The sequence below is a fragment of the Neobacillus rhizophilus genome (assembly GCF_018343535.1).
Taxonomy (GTDB): domain Bacteria; phylum Bacillota; class Bacilli; order Bacillales; family Cytobacillaceae; genus Neobacillus; species Neobacillus rhizophilus.
On the sequence record NZ_JAGYPF010000001.1, the window covers coordinates 800,092 to 819,392 of the forward strand.

Sequence of the window (19,301 nt, forward strand, 5' to 3'; positions counted from 1 at the left end):
TTATCTCTAAGTTAAATGGAGTCCGCACTCCGTTTTTGATTGTCCCGCCCAGCGACCCGCCCGCTGGTCACCAGAATCAGTAACCGGCTGGGTACACGGTGCGCAGCCGATACTTGGATAACCGTTATCATGTAATGGGTTATAAGGCAATTTGTTTAAGTCGATGTACGTCAATATATCATCCCAAGTCCAATGAATAAGCGGACAAATCTTGATATTATGGAACTTTTCATCTTTATTGATGTACTGAGTATTGCTCCTTATAGCCGATTGTTCCCTTCTGAGCCCTGAAATCCATGCCTTTACGCCCTGCAGCGCCTCCTTTAAAGGGGCAACTTTTCTTATCTGGCAGCACAAATTTGGATTATGACGCCAAAGCTCTTCACCGTGCTCCTTTGCCTGTTCCAATAAAGATAGCTTCGGTTTTAACATTGTGATGTTAAATGAAGGGTAGCGTTCCTTCACCTGATTTATTAATTCATACGTTTGCGGGAAATGAAGGCCAGTATCCAGGAAGATGATTTTTGCCTGTTTATTAACTTTATGAATTAAATCGATTAACACCATTCCTTCTGCTCCAAAGCTACAAGCGTAAACAATTTCCTCGCCATCATATTCCTGATATGCCCACTTTAAAATATCGAAATAATCCCTGCTTTGGCCGCTAATTTCTGCTATTTTTTGTTCGTCCCAATTTTCATACGTAAGTATCGAAGCCATTCCCACCCCTCCAAATTAATTATGAATCCATCGTTAACGTTACAAAGGAGTTATTTTCCAATAATACTTTGTTCATCTCATCAATATGACCATGCTTTGAAAAGGAAATCATAGCTCGAATCCAACAGCCATGGCCAAATACTAACATGTTTTTATATTCCCGATATTTCTCCAAGAACATGGAAATGCGTTTTTCAAGGTTATGAATACTTTCACCTAACACCAGCTTGCTTGGGTTCTCTAACCAGGCATCTCCAAATGCTTCAATCAACATTGCCTTTGGCTGGCCTTCAAATGGGCCAAAATCCAATTCATCCAATAAGCATTCGGTTTCAGGCTGAAACCCATAACATTGTGCTGTTTGTCGTGTTCTTTTTAAACTGCTGGCCAAAACAACTTCAAAAGGAGCAAGACCATTCAACATGCTTTTGTTTTCAGCAATGCCTTTGCGAAATTCCTCAGTTAACGGAGAAATTCCGATATCCCTTCTCCCTTGAAGCATATTGTTGTTATTCCATTCGGTAGGCAAATGGCGGATTAAGGTAATTTGCATTCCTGTGCCTCCATATAAAATGTTTCACTTCTCAGGCCGCAGCGCTGCGCCTCCAACATTAAAACATCCGAAAGCTTCACATTACCCAAATTTACATTAGGCCCAAACTCCCTAATAAAATACATTTGATGCTTTGCTGATGGCGCCTCGAAAATAATCTTATTCGGATCCAAATCTCTGACTAATTCCTGAATCAGGTCAGACTTAACCGTACCGCATTTTTCATAAATGCCGGAAGTCCCGGAATCACGCCCTTCTGTAATAACGTATTGACAACCTGCCTCAAGCAATTGCTTGATTTCTGCTCTCCATTCTGAAATGGGCATCTCTTTCTCGGTATCCTTCGATCCCACCTCGGCAATCACGTTAAAATTATTTTTTAGAAAATAAATCAATTCCAGCCTCTGGTCAAGTGGAATATCCAAGGTCCCATTTGAAACTTCAACCCATTCAATCCCAAGTTCACATAAATAAGAGAGGTATTCCGGGATTTTGTTTTGGTAATAACATTTTTCAAATAATGTGCCTCCACAATAAGGCTTGATTCCGTATTCCTTATACAGGTCCACCTTCTTCTTTAAATTGGGGGTGACATACGCAGAACCAATTCCAATTTTGGCAATGTCAATGATATGGCTGTAATCGGCCAATATATTCCTTAATTCTCCCATAGGAGTTCCGAAGTCGGCGACAGAGGTTAATCCATAAGTTCGGCTGCCGGAAGTCCGTTCAGGAAGTGTTAAAAAATCCATAGGCATTACGCCTCCTCTTTTTTTCTAGGATAGATTATTCAAAAACTGGGTGAATGTGTAGATAATGGGCCTTTTCCATAGAAATTAGGCATTCGCCTTGTATAAACTGATGTCCGCAATCACACACTAAAATAGCTTATTTCAACGATAGGGGTGCACTCCATTGCCTAAACAAAAACACAAAGGCATGACGATTTTTGCAATTGGTTCAATCCCGATGATTTTAGTCTTAGGAAACTCAATGTTAATCCCAATCCTCCCAAAAATGAAATCGGAGTTAGATATTTCTCAATTCCAGGTAAGTTTGGTTATTTCGGTGTTTTCGATTGCAGCAGCCATTTCGATTCCGGTATTAGGGTATTTTTCTGATCGTTTTTCAAGGAAAGCGGTCATCATCCCGGCCCTCATTTTATATGGTATCGGCGGGCTTTTAGCAGGAGCTTCAGCAGCGTGGTTTGGCAGCTCCTATACTTGGATTCTTGCCGGCAGAATCATGCAAGGAATAGGCGCAGCGGGAACAGCGCCTATTGCCATGGCGTTAACAGGAGATTTATTTAAAGGCGGAGAACAAAGTAAGGTATTAGGGTTAGTAGAAGCATCAAACGGTTTTGGCAAAGTGATTAGTCCAATAATCGGCTCGTTATTGGCCCTCATTTTCTGGTACGCCGCCTTCTTTGCCTTTCCGATTTTCTGTTTCTTATCCGTGTTATTAACGATCTTTTTTATCAAGGAAAAGAAAACAAAAAAAGAGCCGCCGCCAGTTGGAAAATATGTAAAAGGCCTTGTTTCTGTTTTTAAAACTGAAGGCCGCTGGCTATTTGCCGCTTACTTGACAGGAGCTGTATGCTTATTTACTTTATTTGGCATTTTATTTTACATTTCAGATATTCTTGAAAAGGACTATCAAATTGATGGAATATTAAAGGGGGCCATCCTTGCCATCCCACTTTTATTTATGACCACAACCTCTTACATCACAGGAAGTAAAATCGGCAAGAGAATGAAGCTGATGAAAGCACTGATTATTATTGGACTTCTCTTGATGACCGGCTCATTTGCATCGTTAATTTTCTTTAAAAAGCTGGTTCCATTCTTTTCTGTACTTGTTATAAGCAGTATCGGAACAGGGCTTGTGCTGCCTTGCATTAACAGCTTTATTACCGGCTCGGTTCCTGCAGACAGGAGAGGATTCGTCACCTCCTTATATGGCTCCGTCCGTTTCTTAGGAGTTGCCATTGGGCCGCCCATCTTTAGTAAATTAATGGATTGGTCACGGTCCGGAATGTTTTTAACGACAGCCGGGTTAACCCTCATTTGCGCTTTGCTATGTATGGTTCTGATTCATGTGGCGAAAAAAGAGTCTTCGAAGGAAAAGGAAAATGATACGCTATTTGAAAAATTGCAGTTTACGTAAGGGAGCTGAAAACAGTGCAAATATATTTTTCACCTGAAGTCATCACTCCTCATTTTCAGGTCCTAAATGTTGTCGATTCCACCAATAAGGCAGTCGGCAATGTTGCCTTCTTATTTGATGAGAAAAAACTGTTCGTGTATGGAATTTTGGAGGAAGAGGGGGTCGGACTCGACTTTAAGGATCTTGTTACCCCTTATATTAAAGGAATGACAAAAGCTAAACCAGGGGTTGATATTTTCTCTTGTTTATATGTTGGCTGTAAGAAAATTAAATTGAGTGAGGAAGAAGAAGAAAAATAATATTTTTCGCAAAAGAGGGCAGTTGTCCTCTTTTTTATTTGAATAAATGGGCTGACAAGGCATTTGACTACTTCATATTTTATTGATGAAATGCAGTTTAGAGAAATAGGAGTGTTTGCCTATGAGTGTCGGCATTATCATCATGGGGCTTTTCATTGGCTTTATGGTCGGATTAACTGGGGTTGGCGGGGCTGCCCTTTTAACACCAATCCTCATTTTATTAGGAATCAGTCCTTCGATAGCAGTTGGTACAGACTTATTTTATAACTCGATTACAAAACTATTTGGTTCCATCCAGCATTGGCGGCAGAAAACCATCAATCTTAAACTTGTTAAGTATCTTGCCATCGGCAGCATCCCCAGCGCCCTTTTAGCGGTTGGACTGCTTCATTTATTTGATTCCTTTTTCCATAACCAGGAGCAGATTATCAAGCATGCCCTTGGATATGTACTTATTTTGGTTGCGGCGGCCACCCTATTTAAAACCTTTATGAAAAAGAAAATTGAGTGGAATCCTATGCAGATGAAACCCCAGGAGGAAAAAAAGGCACTAACTATTACAATTGGAGCGGTATTAGGCTTTATAGTCGGATTAACTTCTATTGGTTCTGGATCATTATTTGCCATAGCGATGCTTTACTTGTACCGGATGGGTTCGTCGGAACTGGTTGGAACTGATATAGCCCATGCATTTTTATTAGTTACCGCAGCGGGTTTTATGCACGCCGGAATCGGCAATGTCGATTATTTATTAACACTGAATCTGTTATTAGGCTCCATCCCTGGGGTTCTAATTGGAAGTACATTATCATCAAAGTTTCCTGCAAAACCACTAAGAACAATCATGGCTTTAATGATTTTATTTAGTGGTATCAAATTAATCTAACAACAAGTTGTATCCCATAAAGAAACACGGTGTTTATACCGTGTTTCTTTCCTCATTTAAGACGTATTAGCTGGTTTAGCTTCCTTCCTTTTAAGAACCATTCTTTTCAAAAAAAGAAATAAAATAACAATGCATCCTTCCAAAAAGATTCCAAGTGAATTCCAGGCATAAAAGGAAAAATGGATATGTTCCATGCTGTTTTTAAACAATAAAATCGACAAATACCCGAGAGTTAACGCAATAGGCGGAAGAAATTTATTTGTATTGGAATTATAGAAATAACTAAAACAAAAATTAATCGTATACATTAGAAAGGCGACTTTGCAGAATAAAACCGGAATCCATACTGACACAATGACTAAATCCAGCCGGTCAAGAAAATCAGTTAAGTTGATTTGCTGGACAAGTACGTAGGTTGGATAGGCTGCCTCCCGGACTATTTTTGTTCCTAAAACCGAGATGTTTAAAATAAGAACAATCAAAAACAGAAACACACCCAAAGCTGTACCGGTTATTACTGCTTTTCGGGCTGCCTTTAGCGGGTTCACATTTGCGATAATCAGAATGAAAAAAAACAGTTCCCCTATCCAGGAGAAGGATATAAAAACAGATTTCGTTAATGCTTTAAATGAGCGCAGGCCAGGGAGCGGCTGCAAATTTCCCGCATCCAGTTCGTTTAGCAAAAGAAATGGCAGGAAAAGGACCACAATGATGAGAATAAAAAAATGGATGGCATTAATTCTTGCAATCACCTCTATTCCAGCCATGCTGATATAAATGATGACCAAGGTCGAAAGAACCATTAACATATTAATAGGGGTGTTTGGCAAAAGTACGGATGCCACAAAATCAACAAGCGCCCGTAAATCACGTACAAAAATGAATAAAGCTAAAAAGAAAAATAAAATGATGATCCCTTTTTCCAAAAGGCTCCCTTTTTTCCCAATGGCAAAAAGATGTTCAAACCGTTCCGCCTTCCCTTTCTTTCCAAAAATCAGATAAATGATCAATAGAAAAAATGGAAATGAAAGAATCGGGACAAGCCAAGCGTTCTGCCGTCCCGTATGAACGATGATTTGCGGCAGGCTGATTATGGCTGCACTCATAATAAAGTTTGCGATTAAAAAGATTAACTGAAGATTGGATATTTTTTCCTTCATATGTTCACAACCATTCTTGACAGCCTTCCAAATGAATCATTTAAAAATACGGTAACACTATTTAATGAAAGATGCAGTCCCGTCAAAACAGTGCATCCGACAGTTAAAATAATGAACAGGAACACCCATTTACGCTCTTTTTTATCAATAATTTTCGCCTTGAAAATAATCACAACATAAATGGTAAGAGATAACCAAACAATCGCTATATCCATATGTTAGTTCCTTTCCACATTCCCGGTATTCGTCGTTCTTTGAATATCGGCGTCCACCTTAACCGTTACCTTTAAGTGAGGCAGCATCGATTTCCAATTCTGCTTCCACTCATGCTCCCATTTTTGATGATGACGTTTAAATAAAAACCATCCGAATCCATAAATATCTATACCTTGTGTATGAGCACGTTTTAATATTGAATGGATATCATTCTTTATTTTCTCTTCCATATTTTCAATAATTTTGTTATAGGTTGCTGGGTCTTCGATTCGTAAATTTGCTTCGTTTTCCACCAGATGCCCTGTTACCCTGACGGAAACGGCAAATTCAGGGTTCCCATTCACTATTTTTAAGTTTGGGTGGACACTATTTTCGTTAATATGAACTGTCATTTCCTTATTTTTCGAAACGGAAAAAGAATAGCTTTTCTTTTTCATCCGTTCGAGCAGCCATAAGATGCCGTGAGATTCCCTTTTACTTGTAAAGAAGGAAAGCTTGTCAGCCTTAAACACAGCAAATCTGCCCATTAGTACCTCTTTTCCATCCCTTTCCTTTTTTAATGTCCCAGTTGGTTCAACCATCGGAATGATCAGAGACTTTCCTTGCCGGTCTAAATTTTGCAGGACATCCATCACGGTCAAGTTCGCACCTGCTTTGGCCATTTCCCGCATCGCTTCAGCGGACGAAAGTTCCATTCGAGGCTGGGCTTTTAACATTTTAACAGCCTCTCCTTTTGAAACAATAAGAAAGGTTGATAATCTTGACTGAGGCTGGGTAAAAACAGCATTAAGAATTTCCCTTATTCCTTCTTTTGCCTGATCCTCACCAATTACCAAGACCCTGCGGTGAGCAAAATAAAGCTTTCTTGATAATCTTGCCTGGATGTCTTCAACACCTTCCCTGATGTTTCGACCAGTCCCGGTTGCGATAAGAAAAGGCCCCTCACCGCTAGTCCCGCCGCCTCCCCCGCTCGATCCTGTTCCGCCTAAAGAGCTTGGCAAGGGTACCTGCACAGAAAAACGGTATTGCTGCTTCGGGCCCTTATCAACTCCCGTTCCAACTACAAATGCCAAATCGTTTATTTCCGTTCGATCCCAACAGCCCGTTAGTGGTATGAGAAGGAACAGGATCAATAATAAAATCCGGGCCTTCTTCATGAGGGACTCCCTTCTTCGCCAGCCTTTGGAGGGCTAGGCATTAAATGATCAGCTTGTCTGATTACATCCTCTTTTACCAACTGATTTGGTCTCTCGTTCATTGCCCACCATGGGACCCTGATTAAGGTATCCTTTAGAGCTTTAAATGACATTGGGGCGATAGGCCAAAAATATGGAATCCCAAACGACCGTAATTTGCATAAATGTGTCAAAATAATCAGGAATCCCAGTACTACACCAAACAGTCCAAACATACCGCCTAGAATCATCAGTGGAAAGCGGAGCATCCGTACGGAAATAGACATATTGTACCTTGGAATTGTGAATGATGCGATGCCGGTAAGCGCAATCATAATAACCGTTGGCGCGGAAACTATTCCGGCTTCTACAGCCGCCTGTCCAATAACCAGAGCACCGAGAATCCCTACTGCCTGTCCGACAATTTGTGGAAGTCGAATTCCCGCTTCCCGCAATGCTTCAAACGCCAATTCCATAATCAATGCTTCTACAAACATGGGAAAAGGTATGGCTTCCCTGCTTGCGGCAATCGATAAAAGAAGCGAAGTGGGAATCATCTCCTGGTGATAGGTGGTTACAGCGACATAAATCCCCGGTAATGTGATGGCAATAAACACGAAGGAAATTCTGAGCAACCTTAAAAAAATAAAAATATGAAACCGGTCGTAATAATCTTCACTTGACTGAAAAAACTGCCAAAAGGTTGCCGGCAAAATTAATACAAAAGGTGTCCCGTCAACGATGATGGCAATTCTGCCTTCGAGGAGGTTAGCAGCCACTGTATCAGGTCTCTCGGTGTTTTGGATTTGAGGAAACATGCTCCAGGCGCTGTCCTCAATGAACTCTTCAATATAGCCGCTTTCTAATATCCCATCGATTTTTATTCGCTCAACCCTTGAGAGGACTTCTTCCACTAATTCCGGGGGCGCCAAACCTTCCACATACAAAATGGCTAAGTTCGTTTGGGTTTCTTCACCGACGTCTTTTGAAAGAATTTTTAATCGATTGGAGCGGATCTTATGGCGGACCAGAGCCGTGTTTACCCTTAATATTTCGGTAAACCCTTCACGCGGTCCACGGACGGCGGATTCTGTAGTGGGCTCTGAAACCCCTCTTCTTTCTCCCCCTTTAGCATCAAAAATTATCGCCTTCGTCAGCCCATCAACCAAAAGTACGGTATTGGCTTTCAATACGTTTTTAACCACATCATCCAATTTGATTGTTTCAGATACAGAACTGATCGAAATAACTCTTTCTGTTAAAAAATCTGCTGTAATCCGGTTCACTTCATTTTCTTCTATCAGTTGTTTTAACCCATGAAGTTCAATTGCTTTCGTATCTACAAAGCCATCTACAAACAGCAAATAGGCATGGACGTTGCCGGCAATCAACGGACGGAAGACAACATCGGTACAATCCTGAAACAGCTCTTTTAAAATTTCTATATTATCCTTTAAATCAGCTTGAATTTCCTTATGTGTCTCATCACTTGATAGGGATTTTTCTTTAGAGGATTTCAATTTTTTTAATTTCTTCATTGGAGTCCTCCGTGTCAATAATTTTGGCCGTGGATATTTCAAAACCATTTTTAATATTACCCAGTAGTTGAAAATTATCCCTTTTGGTATTTTTAAAAACTTGTCCTTGTATACGGATTGTCTTCATATAATGAGAATGACTAACTGTTTTCAGGGGGTTACATATGTTTATTTTTATTGAAAAAGCTGTTTTGGCCATGGCTATGTTGAGGGTCTTGTCTGGCAGTATCGAAATATTTGCTGCTGTGCTGATGATAAAATTTAATTCAATTGAAAAAGCTCTAATCGTAAATAGTTCACTTGCACTGGTCGGGCCAGTGATCCTCATATTGACAACCACCATCGGCGTTCTTGGAATGGCAGGTGGAGAATTATCGATTGTAAAAATATTGTGGATCTTTCTTGGGGTAAGCTGTATTTTAATTGGGGTGAAATGGTGACTAAAAAAGGAGATTACTGGCCGCCCTGTCGCTCCTTGATGAGTAAAAAATAACCTACTCACGTTTAAGAGTAGGTTATCCTGCAGTATTCCATCGGATTCCTCAGTAACTTTTATCCTTCTAATAAAAGAGAGTGCGGATCTTCCAATAATTCTTTTACTGCTGCCAGGAAGCTGACAGCCTCTTTTCCGTCTACAATTCGGTGATCGTAAGACAAGGCAATATACATCATTGGACGGTTTTCCATTCGTTCTGCATCAATTGCAACCGGTCTTGTTTGAATTTTATGCATTCCGAGAATACCCACTTGCGGGCTATTCAAAATCGGTGTTGACATTAATGAACCGAAAACTCCACCGTTTGTGATCGTAAATGTTCCGCCTTGTAAATCATTTAAAGTAAGGGCGTTATCACGAGCCTTTTTACCAAGAGTGCTGATTTCTTGCTCGATTTCGGCAAAGTTTTTCTGGTTGGCATTACGGACAACTGGTACAACCAAACCCTCTGGGGCTGCTACGGCAATTCCGATATCATAAAACTTTTTAAGAATTAATTCATCGCCTTGAATTTCAGCATTTAAAAGAGGGTATTGCTTTAAGGCTGAAACCACGGCCTTTGTAAAGAAGGACATAAACCCTAAACGAACACCATGTTTTTCAAGGAATGCATCCTTCCGCTTATTACGTAAATCCATAATGGCGGACATGTCCACTTCATTAAAAGTAGTTAGCATCGCAGCAGTATGCTGGACCTCCACTAAGCGCTTAGCGATCGTTTGACGACGGCGGGACATTTTTACACGTTCTACTGGTTTATCAAACTCAACATCTATTTGTTGTGCGGCAGGTTTTGGGCTTGCCTTTTCTACTTTTGGTGCTTCCGGAACTGCTGGTGTTTGCGTATGTGCTTTCACATCATCTGGACGAATTCTGCCAAGCGGGTCACTGCTGTTTACTTGGTGTAAATCAATTCCCAGCTCTCTTGCCAATTTTCTTGCCGCTGGTGAAGCAATCGGACGGGCGGCTAGAGAAAGTTCCGGCTCAGGCTGGGTGATTGGTTGATTGTTTGTTTCTTGTGCCGGTTTTTCCGGTGCTGCTGTCGGAGCAGCCGGTGCAGTTCCTTCAGCTGCATTCTCTTCGATAATGGCAATAACATCGCCAACTTCTACTGTATCACCAGGCTCTTTTAATAGCTTAGTGACAACCCCTGAGTCTTCGGCATTTAATTCAATATTTACTTTGTCCGTTTCCAACTCTACGATACTATTACCCTTGGTGACTTTGTCTCCAATATTAATGAGCCATTGTGAAATGGTTCCTTCTGAAATGGATTCCGCGAGCTCTGGTACTTTGATTTCAATCATGTGTCAAATCCTCCTAGGTATTTGTTACGTCAGGCTATTAATTTGAATTTTGCCAAATAGTGTGGCTCTATGGATATTTTTCATGGAATTCCCAGATGTTTTGTCCGATAGAACGTTTCTATTGGACAATTTCCTCTGCATTCACCAGCGTTTTGTCCATTAAAGTTTTGCTAATAGACTCTTTTCATTTTCAGCGTGTAACAAATTGTGTTTTTTGTTTCTGTGTATCTACTAAACTCTTAGAATTTAATGCCTGGTGGACAATGCGTTCTTGTTCCGTTTTATGAACGAGTGGATCTCCGCCTGCCGTGCTTGAACGGTACTGACGTCCAATGTAGCCGACTGACAGTTTGCCCGATGCAAGTTCAAAAAGGGTTGGTGCAATATAATGCCACGCTCCCATATTCTTCGGTTCTTCCTGTACCCAAAAAATTTCATTCAAGTTTGGATAACGCTTGATGATTGCTTCTATTTTTTCGTGTGGGAATGGATACAACTGTTCAATACGTACGATGTGTATCTCATCCAAGTTACGATTTTCTTTACTTGAGTCGATCTCAACTGCCAAATCGATGGCCATCTTACCAGTTGTTAATACTAATCGTTTTACTTTATCTAGCGCTTTTCCGAGTTGCGGCTGTTCAATGACCGTTTGGAAACTACCTTCGCTAAGAGCGGAAGCAGAAGAAGCGACCTGCGGGTGACGAAGCAGACTCTTCGGTGTCATAATCACTAATGGCCGAACAAATTCTGTTCCTAAAGTGGCTGCCTGACGCCGTAAAACATGAAAATATTGGGCCGCACTTGTCAGGTTGGCAACAGTCCAGTTGTTTTCAGCCGCCAACTGCAAGAAGCGTTCCGGACGAGCGCTGGAATGCTCAGGGCCTTGGCCTTCATAACCGTGCGGCAGAAGCAGAGTAAGCCCTGACTTTTGCCCCCATTTTGCTCTTGCCGATGAAACAAATTGATCAAATAGCGGTTGTGCCGTGTTGGCAAAGTCGCCATACTGCGCTTCCCACATGACAAGTGTCTCAGGTGCAAATACATTATATCCATATTCATAACCTACTACTGCCGCTTCCGATAGCGGGCTATTATGAACCGCAAACGAAGCGCCTGTCTGCGGAAGATGGTGCAGTGGTGAATACGTTTGGTTTGTTTCTGCATCATGAAGAACAATGTGCCGCTGCGCAAACGTTCCGCGCTCGGAGTCTTGACCCGTAAGACGGATCGGTGTGCCTTCTTGTAACATCGTCGCGAAAGCCAGCACTTCTGCTACTGCCCATTCCACTTTTCCGTTCTCTTCCAAAGCTGTTTCACGGCGCTCAAGAATCTTCTTTAATTTTGGATAAATATGAAAACCTTCTGGCCATTTTAGCAATTCACGATTTATTTCTTGAAGAGTGCCAAGCGGTACTTTTGTTTCCAAAGGTGGAATTCCTTTCGCTATAACACCCGGAACCGCTACTTCTGCCGGTGGTTCACTCTGCTTCTTCTCTGACGCTTTGTCATACTCAGTCTGCAATAGTTCCTGCACGCTAAGATTGATTTGTTCAACTTCTTGTTGATTTAGTGTTCCGTTGTTTAACAGTTGAGTAGAATACAATGCTCTTACAGTTGAATGCTTGGCAATTTTTTTGTACACCTGTGGCTGGGTGACCGCAGGATCGTCCATTTCATTGTGGCCAAAACGGCGGTAACCGACTAAATCAATCACAAAATCCTTTTGGAAACGAGCACGGTATTGATAAGCAAGGCGAACAGCTGCCAGACATGCTTCTGGCTCATCTGCATTCACATGTACAATCGGAATCTCAAATCCTTTTGCTAAGTCACTGGAATATCGAGTTGAACGAGAGTCGTGGCTATCTGTCGTAAAGCCGACCATGTTATTCGCAATAATATGGATGGTTCCTCCTGTTCGGTATCCCTTTAATCCACCTAAATTCAAAGTTTCCGCTACAATTCCCTGGCCCGGAAAGGCTGCATCGCCATGGACCAAAATCGCAAACGCCTTTTTAATATCCTGCTCCGGATAACCAGGTTTCTTTCGATCCTCTTGGGCTGCCCTTGCAAAACCTTCGACTACCGGATTGACAAATTCAAGATGGCTTGGATTATTCGCCAAGGTAATACGAGTGCGAGGGGTACCAGTGCCTTCAACGAATCGATTGCGTCCTAAATGGTATTTCACATCCCCTGTCCAGCCCTCGCTAATGTCGACTAAATCTGCTGACGGACCTTGTTGTTTGGCGTGGGAGTGCTGAAATTCAGAGAAAATCTTGCTGTATGGTTTTTTTAACACATGTGCGAGAACACTTAAACGTCCGCGATGCGCCATCCCAATTGCGACGTTGCAGACTCCTTCTTCGACACCTTCACGCACTGCTTCATCAAGCATTGGGACAAGCATGTCTACACCTTCAATGGAAAATCTTTTTTGACCAACAAAGGTTTTGTGTAAAAATTGTTCAAATCCCTCAACTTCTGTCAAACTCTTTAATAGGTTTGTTCGTTCTTCTTTAGATAAGGAGCGTTGTAAGGAACCCGTCTCCACCATCTGAGTCAGCCAAATTCGTTCCTCCGAATCACTAACATGCGTAAACTCGTATGCAAGGGCTGATGTATAGCGTTCCATTAAACGATTCATGGCCTCAAATGCGGTTTCAACATCTTTCGGTGCCTCTTCCCAAACCAATTTAGCTGGTATCGCTTTCAAATCCTGTTCACTTATTCCATGTTTTACAGGATTGAACAACTCTTGACCCTTTCGATTCTCCTCCAAAGGATTTATGTTTGCTGCCAAATGGCCATTTGTACGAATGTTTTCAAGCAGTTTGGCCGCTTTCAATACTTTCTCTATACTTGCTGAAGGAAGATCAGGTACATTTCCAATGGTTTCTTTCATTTGATTTGTTTCATAGGACAAAGGTGAGCCCCATTTAATGAAAAGCTCTTTTAAATTTAGATCAATGGATTCTTCTCCGTTCGTGAACCGTTCATATTGTTCAATCACGTATCCAAGGTTCGGACCAATAAATTTTTTCCATGGATTTGGTTGGTTGTCGTTTACTCCCATTTACAATACCCCCATGATTCAGTTCTTATGTTTTATATTTAAATAGATAAATAGTAATAATTATCAATTGCCTATGGATAAGGATAATGTAATAATTGAAATAAATAAAATGCTAAAAAATTATATTTTATTATAAAAATTATTTATATCAGATAGATAGGTGGAACAATGGATTATCGTGATTGGGAAATATTGAAGGTGCTATATAATCAAAAAAATCTAACGAAAACAGCTCGTCTATTATTTCTGACTCAACCTGCGTTAACGAGCCGATTAAAACATATGCAGGAAGAGCTGGGTGTTAAAATCGTAACCCGTGAAAGCCGGGGTGTACATTTTACCCCTCAGGGAGAATATCTGGTCCATTGTGCTGAGGAGGCACTAGCCCATTTTCAAAAAGTAAAAGAAAATGTCCAAAATATGAGCAATAACGAAAAGAATGAAGTGGCAGGTACATTGAAATTGGGGGTATCCAATTATTTCGCGAATAATGAACTTCCATATCTTTTGAAATTATTCAAAAATCAATATCCCCATGTGGAATTCAAAGTGATAACAGGATGGAGCAGAGACGTAACTCAGCTCATACACAATAAGGATGTTCATATCGGTTTTGTTCGAGGAGACTATGGCTGGAGGGGGCTATCAATACATCAATTATTTGAGGAAACCATCTGTATCGCTTCCACGAAAAAGATTGATATAACGGATCTTCCACGTCTTCCAAGAATCGATTATCGAGGGGATTACCTCCTAAAATCAATAATTGATCATTGGTGGGCCGAAAATTATGCGGAAGCACCCTTTATTAGTATTGAAGTCGACCAAGTTGATACCTGTAGAGAGATGGTTATAAATGGGTTAGGATATGGCATTTTATCCAGCAGGGTACTTGACGGAATAGAAGACATTTACAAAATCCCATTAACAGATCAAGAAGGAAATCCTCTATTGCGAAGAACTTGGATGTACTATCATAAGGAATCAATGGAATGGAATGTTGTAAAAGCATTCGTACATTTCATCGAAAATTTAGATTGGAAAAATCATTGATTATTAGATGTGCTAAATAAAAAGATTTCAGACTAATTTGGTCTGAATCTTTTTATTTTATGGAGTTTGTTAAAACTGTCAATGGCATATCCGGAAGCTCCTTAGCCATGTACCATGCCGATAAATAAAAAAACACTCAAACAGTTTGAGTGCCTAAATGGTGCTTGCTTATTTAAATTTTGTCCAATCATACATTTTTTGTCTTTGTTTTCTAAGCCGTTCTTTCTTTTTACTTTCAACTTGTTTTTCTTGGATGAAATTCATGATGAAACCACAATCTTCACAAATGTAGGTAAATAAATTTGATTGCTCCGGAATGTTTTTTAATGGATGTTCCTCTTCAGATTCCAGTAAGAACTCTAAGTCAGCATCAGCAGCCTCATTAATTTTATAATTCTCATGGTACCTTTCATATTTCACCGCAATATATCCTTTTCGAAAGTGGGTACCATTGCAAACAAGACACTCAATTTCATTTGTTTTATTTTTCAATATCAACACCTCCAATAGAAATTTTATGAAGATGCCTTATTATTCAAGACCGCTTAACCAACCCCTATCCAAAAAAAATGATCATTTAGAAAAATAGTAAATACTTATGGCCGATTTTCCGGCGTTTTATCCGCTCCATCATACCATTCGAAATATTTGATGGCGAATTCCTTCCCCGATTTCACAAGTGCTATTAATTATAATTTGTTGGAATTGATTTTTTTGTAAAAAAATGTATATCAATAAATTATAAAAAATGGCTTTAACAACAGTAGCCAAATCTATTACAAAAAAAATAGGTGAGGTCTATAGCCTCACCTAAACTTGAGATACGCTTAACGTTGATTTATCAATTCTTTCCTATTAAAAGTTTTAAAATCACTTGCTATTTCATAGTAGGCAGGTGTTATTTTTTTTAGTTGGTCCATTGTGATTTCATCACTCATTTCCACTAACCAAAGTTGCTGATCTCGAAATTTAAAAACGGCATACTCTGTGATAATGGTATCGACTCTTTTTTTAGCAGTAAGTGGGAACGTGCATTCACGGAGTATTTTTGGCTCACCTTTTTGATTCAAATGGGTCATGGCAGCAATTACCCTTTTGGCCCCGACTACTAAATCCATAGCGCCGCCAACCCCAAGCACATCTTTTCCTGGTATTGCCCAACTCGAGATATCACCTTGTTCCGATACTTGCAGTGCTCCAATAACGGTTGTATCTATATGACCACCCCGCATCATTCCAAAAGATATGGAACTATCAAAATAGGATACATGAGGCAAAACTGTAACCGGAGCTTTTCCGGCATTAACTAAATCAGGGTCGATTTGATCCGGACTAGGGTCTGGTCCCACCCCAAGAATCCCATTCTCCGAGTGGAGCGTCACCAGACCTTGTGGAAGATAATCAGCAACTAGAGTAGGAATACCAATTCCAAGATTAACGATGCCTGATGTTAATTCTTGTGCACAACGCCATGCAATATACTCTTTCATTGATTTTTCCATTACAGCTCCTCCCTTTTAACCACAATATCTACAAATGCAAAAGGAGTTACAATAGATTCTGGATCAAGCTCACCTATTTCAACGATTTCTCCTACTTCAACAATTGTAAGATCAGCTGCCATTGCCATGATTGGATTGAAATTTCGAGCGGACTTCCTATATATGAGATTACCAGCCTTATCTGCTTTATAAGCCTTTATTAGGGCAACATCGGCAAACAGGGTTTGTTCAAGAACATATTCCCGCCCCTTGAAGGTCCGCGTCTCTTTCCCTATTGCAAGTTCTGTCCCAGCTGCTGTCGGAGTGTAAAAGGCAGGAACTCCTGATCCGCCTAATCGAATAGCTTCCGAAAAGGTTCCTTGTGGTAATAATTCAATTTCTATTCGGCCTTCCCTATAAGCCTGAACCACCTCTTTATTGGTGGTAAAATACGACCCAATCGCTTTCTTAATCCGATCTTGTTGAAATAGAACATTCAAATTCGTCTCTTTTGTAATATTGTTGCTAATGATGGTTAGATCTTGAAGTTGCGTTCTATCGATTACTCCTTGCAGTAAATATTCCGGAACCCCTGTTGCACCAAATCCCCCTACTAACATCGTCGCACTCATTGGAATTTGCTTAATCGCTTCGTCAACTGATAGAAATTGAACATTCGTCTTAATCGGATTCTCCAACTCAGAATGCAAATTTCTTCCCCCTTTTCATTAACAAGCCCACTCTGACCTAGAGTGGAGGAGTTTGATAATTTTAAAATTTTAGATATTTTAATTTTAAAATAATATATGATTTGAGTCAATCGTATATTTTTTGCTAATACGCTAAGAGTAGCTTCAAGTAACGAAAAAAAAGTCCCCACGGTTGGGGACTTTTTCTTGCTTCACTGATATTTAAATTATTTTTTACTCCAATTTAAGAACCTGTTAAATATCCATCGACCGTACAATTTCAGTTATTTTAGGAATTACCCCAAGTAAATGATTTTTTGTCAGTTGTTCAGCTAAATCTCCATCTCGTTCAGAAACCGCCTTCAAAATTTGTCTATGTTCATTAAGTGACTTTTGCGTTGTCTCTTTATCCTGATAGTAAATTGGATACCTTGCCGCTAGACTAGTTATATCTTTAATCATTTTAACGAGCATTTGATTATTACAATGTCTATATAAGGAATTATGAAAGGTTTCGTTTATATGAAAATACCCTTCAAAATTTTCCTCTTCACAAATTCCGATTGACTCTTCTATGATAAGTTCCAGTTCTTTTATATGAGCATTTGAGATGTGTTCAATAGCAAGTCTTGTTGCTAATGATTCAAGATTGGCTCGAATTTCAAAGATTTGCCTTACCTCATCTTCTGTTAAGCTAGTTACTGTTGGCCCTGCATGGGGATGCAATTTAACATATCCTTTTTGGGCTAGTCTCTGAATAACCTCACGTACTGGAATTTCACTTACATTAAATTCTTTAGCTATTTGTGAAATGACTAATCTTGAACCAGGGCGAAAGACTCCCTTAACAATTTTCTCATGTAATTGTATATATACTTTATCGGTCTTTGTCATAGACATTTGTCTTTGCCCTCTCGTTCTATAATAAATACTCGTTTTCAATATTAGAAAAATATCTGTTTTCACAACTATTATACAAAAATTTGTTGAAAAGTAATATAGATGTAATCGGATAATTACAAAGATTAATCAACCACTCATTTACTGTTAGGGTAATTTTGGAAAACTAAGGAGTCATGGATGTATACAAAAGGGTCCAAGAAACAGTAGCTGCCGGAAAACAGCTATGCCTCATGGACCCTTTTTACCTTTTTAGATAGCCCAATCACCATTTCTGAAGATTGGCACGACGGTACCGTCTTGTTTGATGCCGTCAATATTCATTTTGTTAGAGCCAATCATGAAGTCCACATGAACAGTTGATGTATTCATCCCGTTTTGCTGCAGCTCTTCCTGGCTCATTTTTGTTCCGCCTTCAATCGTAGTCGGGTAGGCCGAGCCGATTGCCAAGTGGTTCGAAGCATTCTCGTCAAATAGAGTATTAAAGAAAATAATCCCAGATTGAGAAATCGGTGATGGATCTGGCACAAGCGCAACTTCACCAAGACCTGTTCCGCCTTCGTTGTCGAATACAAGCTTCTTGATGGCATCTCCACCTTTTTCAGCAGTGATATCGACAATTTTCCCGTCTTTAAAATGGACTTCAATTCCTTCAATTAACGTCCCCGCATAGCTTAATGGTTTAGAACTGCGAACTACCCCGTCCATGCGGCGAGTATCAGGAGCCGTGAACACTTCCTCCGTTGGCATGTTGGCAATAAATTCTTCTCCTTTTGGGTTTTGGCTTCCCGCACATGCCCAAATATGGCTTTTTGGCAGGCCGAGCGTTAAATCGGTGCCAGGTGCCGTATAGTGGAGTGCTTCAAATTGGATTTCATTTAATTTGTCAGCTTTTTCGTTCAATTTGTCTTTATGCTGGTCCCAGGCAGCTATCGGGTCATCTTCGTATACACGGCAGGTTTTAAAAATTTGATCCCATAAGGCATCAACCTGTTCTTCAGGGGTGGCCAAATCAGGGAATACTTTGGCCGCCCATCCCGCTCCGGCAGCAGCAGCAACCGTCCATTTTAAATCATCGTTCTGGGTCGCCTTGCGTTGGGCATGGAATGCCTTACCAGCAACCTTTTGATACTCCGCCACTTTAGCCGGGTCGACTTCATTCAACAAGCCCGGATCGCTTGAAAGAATGGAAAGACGGCTGACACGGTGGTTTAATACGTGGTCTTCAGATTCCTGAATTTCATAGTCAGGAATGTTGGTCAATACATCCACTGGTTGATGCAAGTAATGTTCTTTTGTAATTTCATCATCAGACCATTTGACAATAACCTTTTCAGCCCCCGTGGCATATGCCTCTTTCGTGATGTGGCGGGCTAAAGGCGCCTGATCTACGTTTATGGTCATTTTCACCCAATCCCCTGGTTGAACATTGATCCCTTTCGCCACTAAAAGCTTTGCATACTTATGTAAGTTCTCTTCAAAATTAGGCAGCACCATATATTTACCTCCCGGAATTTTTTGTCACGATATTATAGTAGCATACTTGGGAGAAAAAGATGCAACTAGGGACTATGCAGCTGTTG

The 19,301-nt window shown here is 40.4% G+C and carries 19 protein-coding genes; 5 read left to right on the forward strand and 14 right to left on the reverse strand.

Features of this window, described 5'->3' with window-relative positions; genetic code table 11:
• Positions 1-6: 6 nt before the first annotated feature.
• The 3 genes from KHA99_RS03775 to KHA99_RS03785 are packed head-to-tail and all read right to left on the reverse strand — an operon-like array spanning position 7 to position 2,025.
• Complete coding sequence (locus KHA99_RS03775; RefSeq protein WP_213116077.1) at positions 7-720, reverse strand: phosphoadenylyl-sulfate reductase; 714 nt, start codon at positions 718-720, stop codon at positions 7-9.
• 19 nt (positions 721-739) lie between these two features.
• Positions 740-1,273, reverse strand: a complete 534-nt coding sequence (locus tag KHA99_RS03780; protein WP_213116078.1) for a histidine phosphatase family protein — start codon at positions 1,271-1,273, stop codon at positions 740-742.
• Positions 1,258-2,025, reverse strand: a complete 768-nt coding sequence (locus KHA99_RS03785) for a phosphosulfolactate synthase (RefSeq protein WP_213116079.1) — start codon at positions 2,023-2,025, stop codon at positions 1,258-1,260. Before KHA99_RS03785 ends, KHA99_RS03780 begins: the two co-directional genes overlap by 16 nt.
• Positions 2,026-2,212: 187 nt before the next feature.
• Between KHA99_RS03785 and KHA99_RS03790 the strand changes: the two genes are divergently transcribed.
• From KHA99_RS03790 to KHA99_RS03800, 3 genes are all read left to right on the forward strand, one after another.
• Positions 2,213-3,439 (forward strand): MFS transporter, encoded by a 1,227-nt coding sequence (locus KHA99_RS03790; protein ID WP_307852012.1) that lies wholly within the window; start codon positions 2,213-2,215, stop codon positions 3,437-3,439.
• Positions 3,440-3,453: 14 nt separating this feature from the next.
• Complete coding sequence (locus KHA99_RS03795; RefSeq protein ID WP_213116081.1) at positions 3,454-3,738, forward strand: hypothetical protein; 285 nt, start codon at positions 3,454-3,456, stop codon at positions 3,736-3,738.
• A 121-nt stretch (positions 3,739-3,859) separates the two neighbouring features.
• Positions 3,860-4,624 carry a sulfite exporter TauE/SafE family protein gene (locus KHA99_RS03800; protein WP_213116082.1) on the forward strand — a complete coding sequence of 255 codons (765 nt, stop codon included), beginning with the start codon at positions 3,860-3,862 and terminating at the stop codon, positions 4,622-4,624.
• Between the two features lie 56 nt (positions 4,625-4,680).
• Here KHA99_RS03800 and KHA99_RS03805 read toward each other — a convergent pair whose 3' ends face one another.
• The 4 genes from KHA99_RS03805 to KHA99_RS03820 are packed head-to-tail and all read right to left on the reverse strand — an operon-like array spanning position 4,681 to position 8,713.
• The gene (locus tag KHA99_RS03805) at positions 4,681-5,784 is read right to left on the reverse strand and encodes a GerAB/ArcD/ProY family transporter (protein WP_213116083.1); all 1,104 of its coding nucleotides are present in this window, start codon (positions 5,782-5,784) and stop codon (positions 4,681-4,683) included.
• Positions 5,781-5,999, reverse strand: coding sequence for a hypothetical protein (locus tag KHA99_RS03810; protein WP_213116084.1), 219 nt, complete (start codon positions 5,997-5,999; stop codon positions 5,781-5,783). The genes KHA99_RS03805 and KHA99_RS03810 overlap by 4 nt, the downstream gene beginning before the upstream one ends.
• A 3-nt stretch (positions 6,000-6,002) precedes the next feature.
• The gene (locus KHA99_RS03815; RefSeq protein ID WP_213116085.1) at positions 6,003-7,157 is read right to left on the reverse strand and encodes a Ger(x)C family spore germination protein; all 1,155 of its coding nucleotides are present in this window, start codon (positions 7,155-7,157) and stop codon (positions 6,003-6,005) included.
• On the reverse strand, positions 7,154-8,713 hold the full coding sequence (locus tag KHA99_RS03820) for a spore germination protein (RefSeq protein WP_217034124.1): 1,560 nt from the start codon (positions 8,711-8,713) through the stop codon (positions 7,154-7,156). Before KHA99_RS03820 ends, KHA99_RS03815 begins: the two co-directional genes overlap by 4 nt.
• A 164-nt stretch (positions 8,714-8,877) precedes the next feature.
• Between KHA99_RS03820 and KHA99_RS03825 the strand changes: the two genes are divergently transcribed.
• On the forward strand, positions 8,878-9,153 hold the full coding sequence (locus KHA99_RS03825; RefSeq protein WP_213116087.1) for a YqhV family protein: 276 nt from the start codon (positions 8,878-8,880) through the stop codon (positions 9,151-9,153).
• 112 nt (positions 9,154-9,265) lie between these two features.
• Here the strand turns inward: KHA99_RS03825 and odhB are convergent, their stop codons facing one another.
• Both odhB and KHA99_RS03835 read right to left on the reverse strand, forming a co-directional pair.
• Positions 9,266-10,516 (reverse strand): 2-oxoglutarate dehydrogenase complex dihydrolipoyllysine-residue succinyltransferase, encoded by a 1,251-nt coding sequence (gene odhB / locus KHA99_RS03830; RefSeq protein WP_213116088.1) that lies wholly within the window; start codon positions 10,514-10,516, stop codon positions 9,266-9,268.
• Between the two features lie 190 nt (positions 10,517-10,706).
• Positions 10,707-13,595 (reverse strand): 2-oxoglutarate dehydrogenase E1 component, encoded by a 2,889-nt coding sequence (locus KHA99_RS03835; RefSeq protein WP_213116089.1) that lies wholly within the window; start codon positions 13,593-13,595, stop codon positions 10,707-10,709.
• A 168-nt stretch (positions 13,596-13,763) separates the two neighbouring features.
• Here KHA99_RS03835 and KHA99_RS03840 point away from each other — a divergent pair, with 168 nt between their 5' ends.
• Positions 13,764-14,648, forward strand: coding sequence for a LysR family transcriptional regulator (locus tag KHA99_RS03840; RefSeq protein WP_213116090.1), 885 nt, complete (start codon positions 13,764-13,766; stop codon positions 14,646-14,648).
• 168 nt (positions 14,649-14,816) lie between these two features.
• Here the strand turns inward: KHA99_RS03840 and KHA99_RS03845 are convergent, their stop codons facing one another.
• The 5 genes from KHA99_RS03845 to KHA99_RS03865 all read right to left on the reverse strand — a co-directional run bounded on the left by KHA99_RS03845 (position 14,817) and on the right by KHA99_RS03865 (position 19,215).
• Positions 14,817-15,140, reverse strand: coding sequence for a hypothetical protein (locus tag KHA99_RS03845; protein ID WP_213116091.1), 324 nt, complete (start codon positions 15,138-15,140; stop codon positions 14,817-14,819).
• A gap of 335 nt (positions 15,141-15,475) precedes the next feature.
• A complete protein-coding gene (locus KHA99_RS03850) occupies positions 15,476-16,150 on the reverse strand; it encodes a 3-oxoacid CoA-transferase subunit B (protein ID WP_213116092.1) in 675 nt (224 codons plus the stop codon).
• Positions 16,150-16,839: a CoA transferase subunit A gene (locus KHA99_RS03855; protein WP_213116093.1), complete on the reverse strand. Its 690-nt coding sequence runs from the start codon at positions 16,837-16,839 to the stop codon at positions 16,150-16,152. Before KHA99_RS03855 ends, KHA99_RS03850 begins: the two co-directional genes overlap by 1 nt.
• Positions 16,840-17,073: 234 nt before the next feature.
• Positions 17,074-17,718: a GntR family transcriptional regulator gene (locus KHA99_RS03860; RefSeq protein WP_213116094.1), complete on the reverse strand. Its 645-nt coding sequence runs from the start codon at positions 17,716-17,718 to the stop codon at positions 17,074-17,076.
• 252 nt (positions 17,719-17,970) lie between these two features.
• Positions 17,971-19,215, reverse strand: coding sequence for an aminopeptidase (locus KHA99_RS03865; protein ID WP_213116095.1), 1,245 nt, complete (start codon positions 19,213-19,215; stop codon positions 17,971-17,973).
• Between the last annotated feature and the right edge of the window lie 86 nt (positions 19,216-19,301).

What these genes read in the sequence shown, in the direction of transcription:
- odhB (WP_213116088.1), bottom strand. Translation starts at nt 10,516, where the DNA reads ATGATTGAAATCAAAGTACCAGAGCTCGCGGAATCCATTTCAGAAGGA.
- KHA99_RS03790 (WP_307852012.1), top strand. Translation starts at nt 2,213, where the DNA reads ATGACGATTTTTGCAATTGGTTCAATCCCGATGATTTTAGTCTTAGGA.
- KHA99_RS03835 (WP_213116089.1), bottom strand. Translation starts at nt 13,595, where the DNA reads ATGGGAGTAAACGACAACCAACCAAATCCATGGAAAAAATTTATTGGT.
- KHA99_RS03785 (WP_213116079.1), bottom strand. Translation starts at nt 2,025, where the DNA reads ATGGATTTTTTAACACTTCCTGAACGGACTTCCGGCAGCCGAACTTAT.
- KHA99_RS03860 (WP_213116094.1), bottom strand. Translation starts at nt 17,718, where the DNA reads ATGTCTATGACAAAGACCGATAAAGTATATATACAATTACATGAGAAA.
- KHA99_RS03850 (WP_213116092.1), bottom strand. Translation starts at nt 16,150, where the DNA reads ATGGAAAAATCAATGAAAGAGTATATTGCATGGCGTTGTGCACAAGAA.
- KHA99_RS03775 (WP_213116077.1), bottom strand. Translation starts at nt 720, where the DNA reads ATGGCTTCGATACTTACGTATGAAAATTGGGACGAACAAAAAATAGCA.
- KHA99_RS03805 (WP_213116083.1), bottom strand. Translation starts at nt 5,784, where the DNA reads ATGAAGGAAAAAATATCCAATCTTCAGTTAATCTTTTTAATCGCAAAC.
- KHA99_RS03865 (WP_213116095.1), bottom strand. Translation starts at nt 19,215, where the DNA reads ATGGTGCTGCCTAATTTTGAAGAGAACTTACATAAGTATGCAAAGCTT.
- KHA99_RS03820 (WP_217034124.1), bottom strand. Translation starts at nt 8,713, where the DNA reads ATGAAGAAATTAAAAAAATTGAAATCCTCTAAAGAAAAATCCCTATCA.
- KHA99_RS03825 (WP_213116087.1), top strand. Translation starts at nt 8,878, where the DNA reads ATGTTTATTTTTATTGAAAAAGCTGTTTTGGCCATGGCTATGTTGAGG.
- KHA99_RS03840 (WP_213116090.1), top strand. Translation starts at nt 13,764, where the DNA reads ATGGATTATCGTGATTGGGAAATATTGAAGGTGCTATATAATCAAAAA.
- KHA99_RS03815 (WP_213116085.1), bottom strand. Translation starts at nt 7,157, where the DNA reads ATGAAGAAGGCCCGGATTTTATTATTGATCCTGTTCCTTCTCATACCA.
- KHA99_RS03780 (WP_213116078.1), bottom strand. Translation starts at nt 1,273, where the DNA reads ATGCAAATTACCTTAATCCGCCATTTGCCTACCGAATGGAATAACAAC.
- KHA99_RS03800 (WP_213116082.1), top strand. Translation starts at nt 3,860, where the DNA reads ATGAGTGTCGGCATTATCATCATGGGGCTTTTCATTGGCTTTATGGTC.
- KHA99_RS03810 (WP_213116084.1), bottom strand. Translation starts at nt 5,999, where the DNA reads ATGGATATAGCGATTGTTTGGTTATCTCTTACCATTTATGTTGTGATT.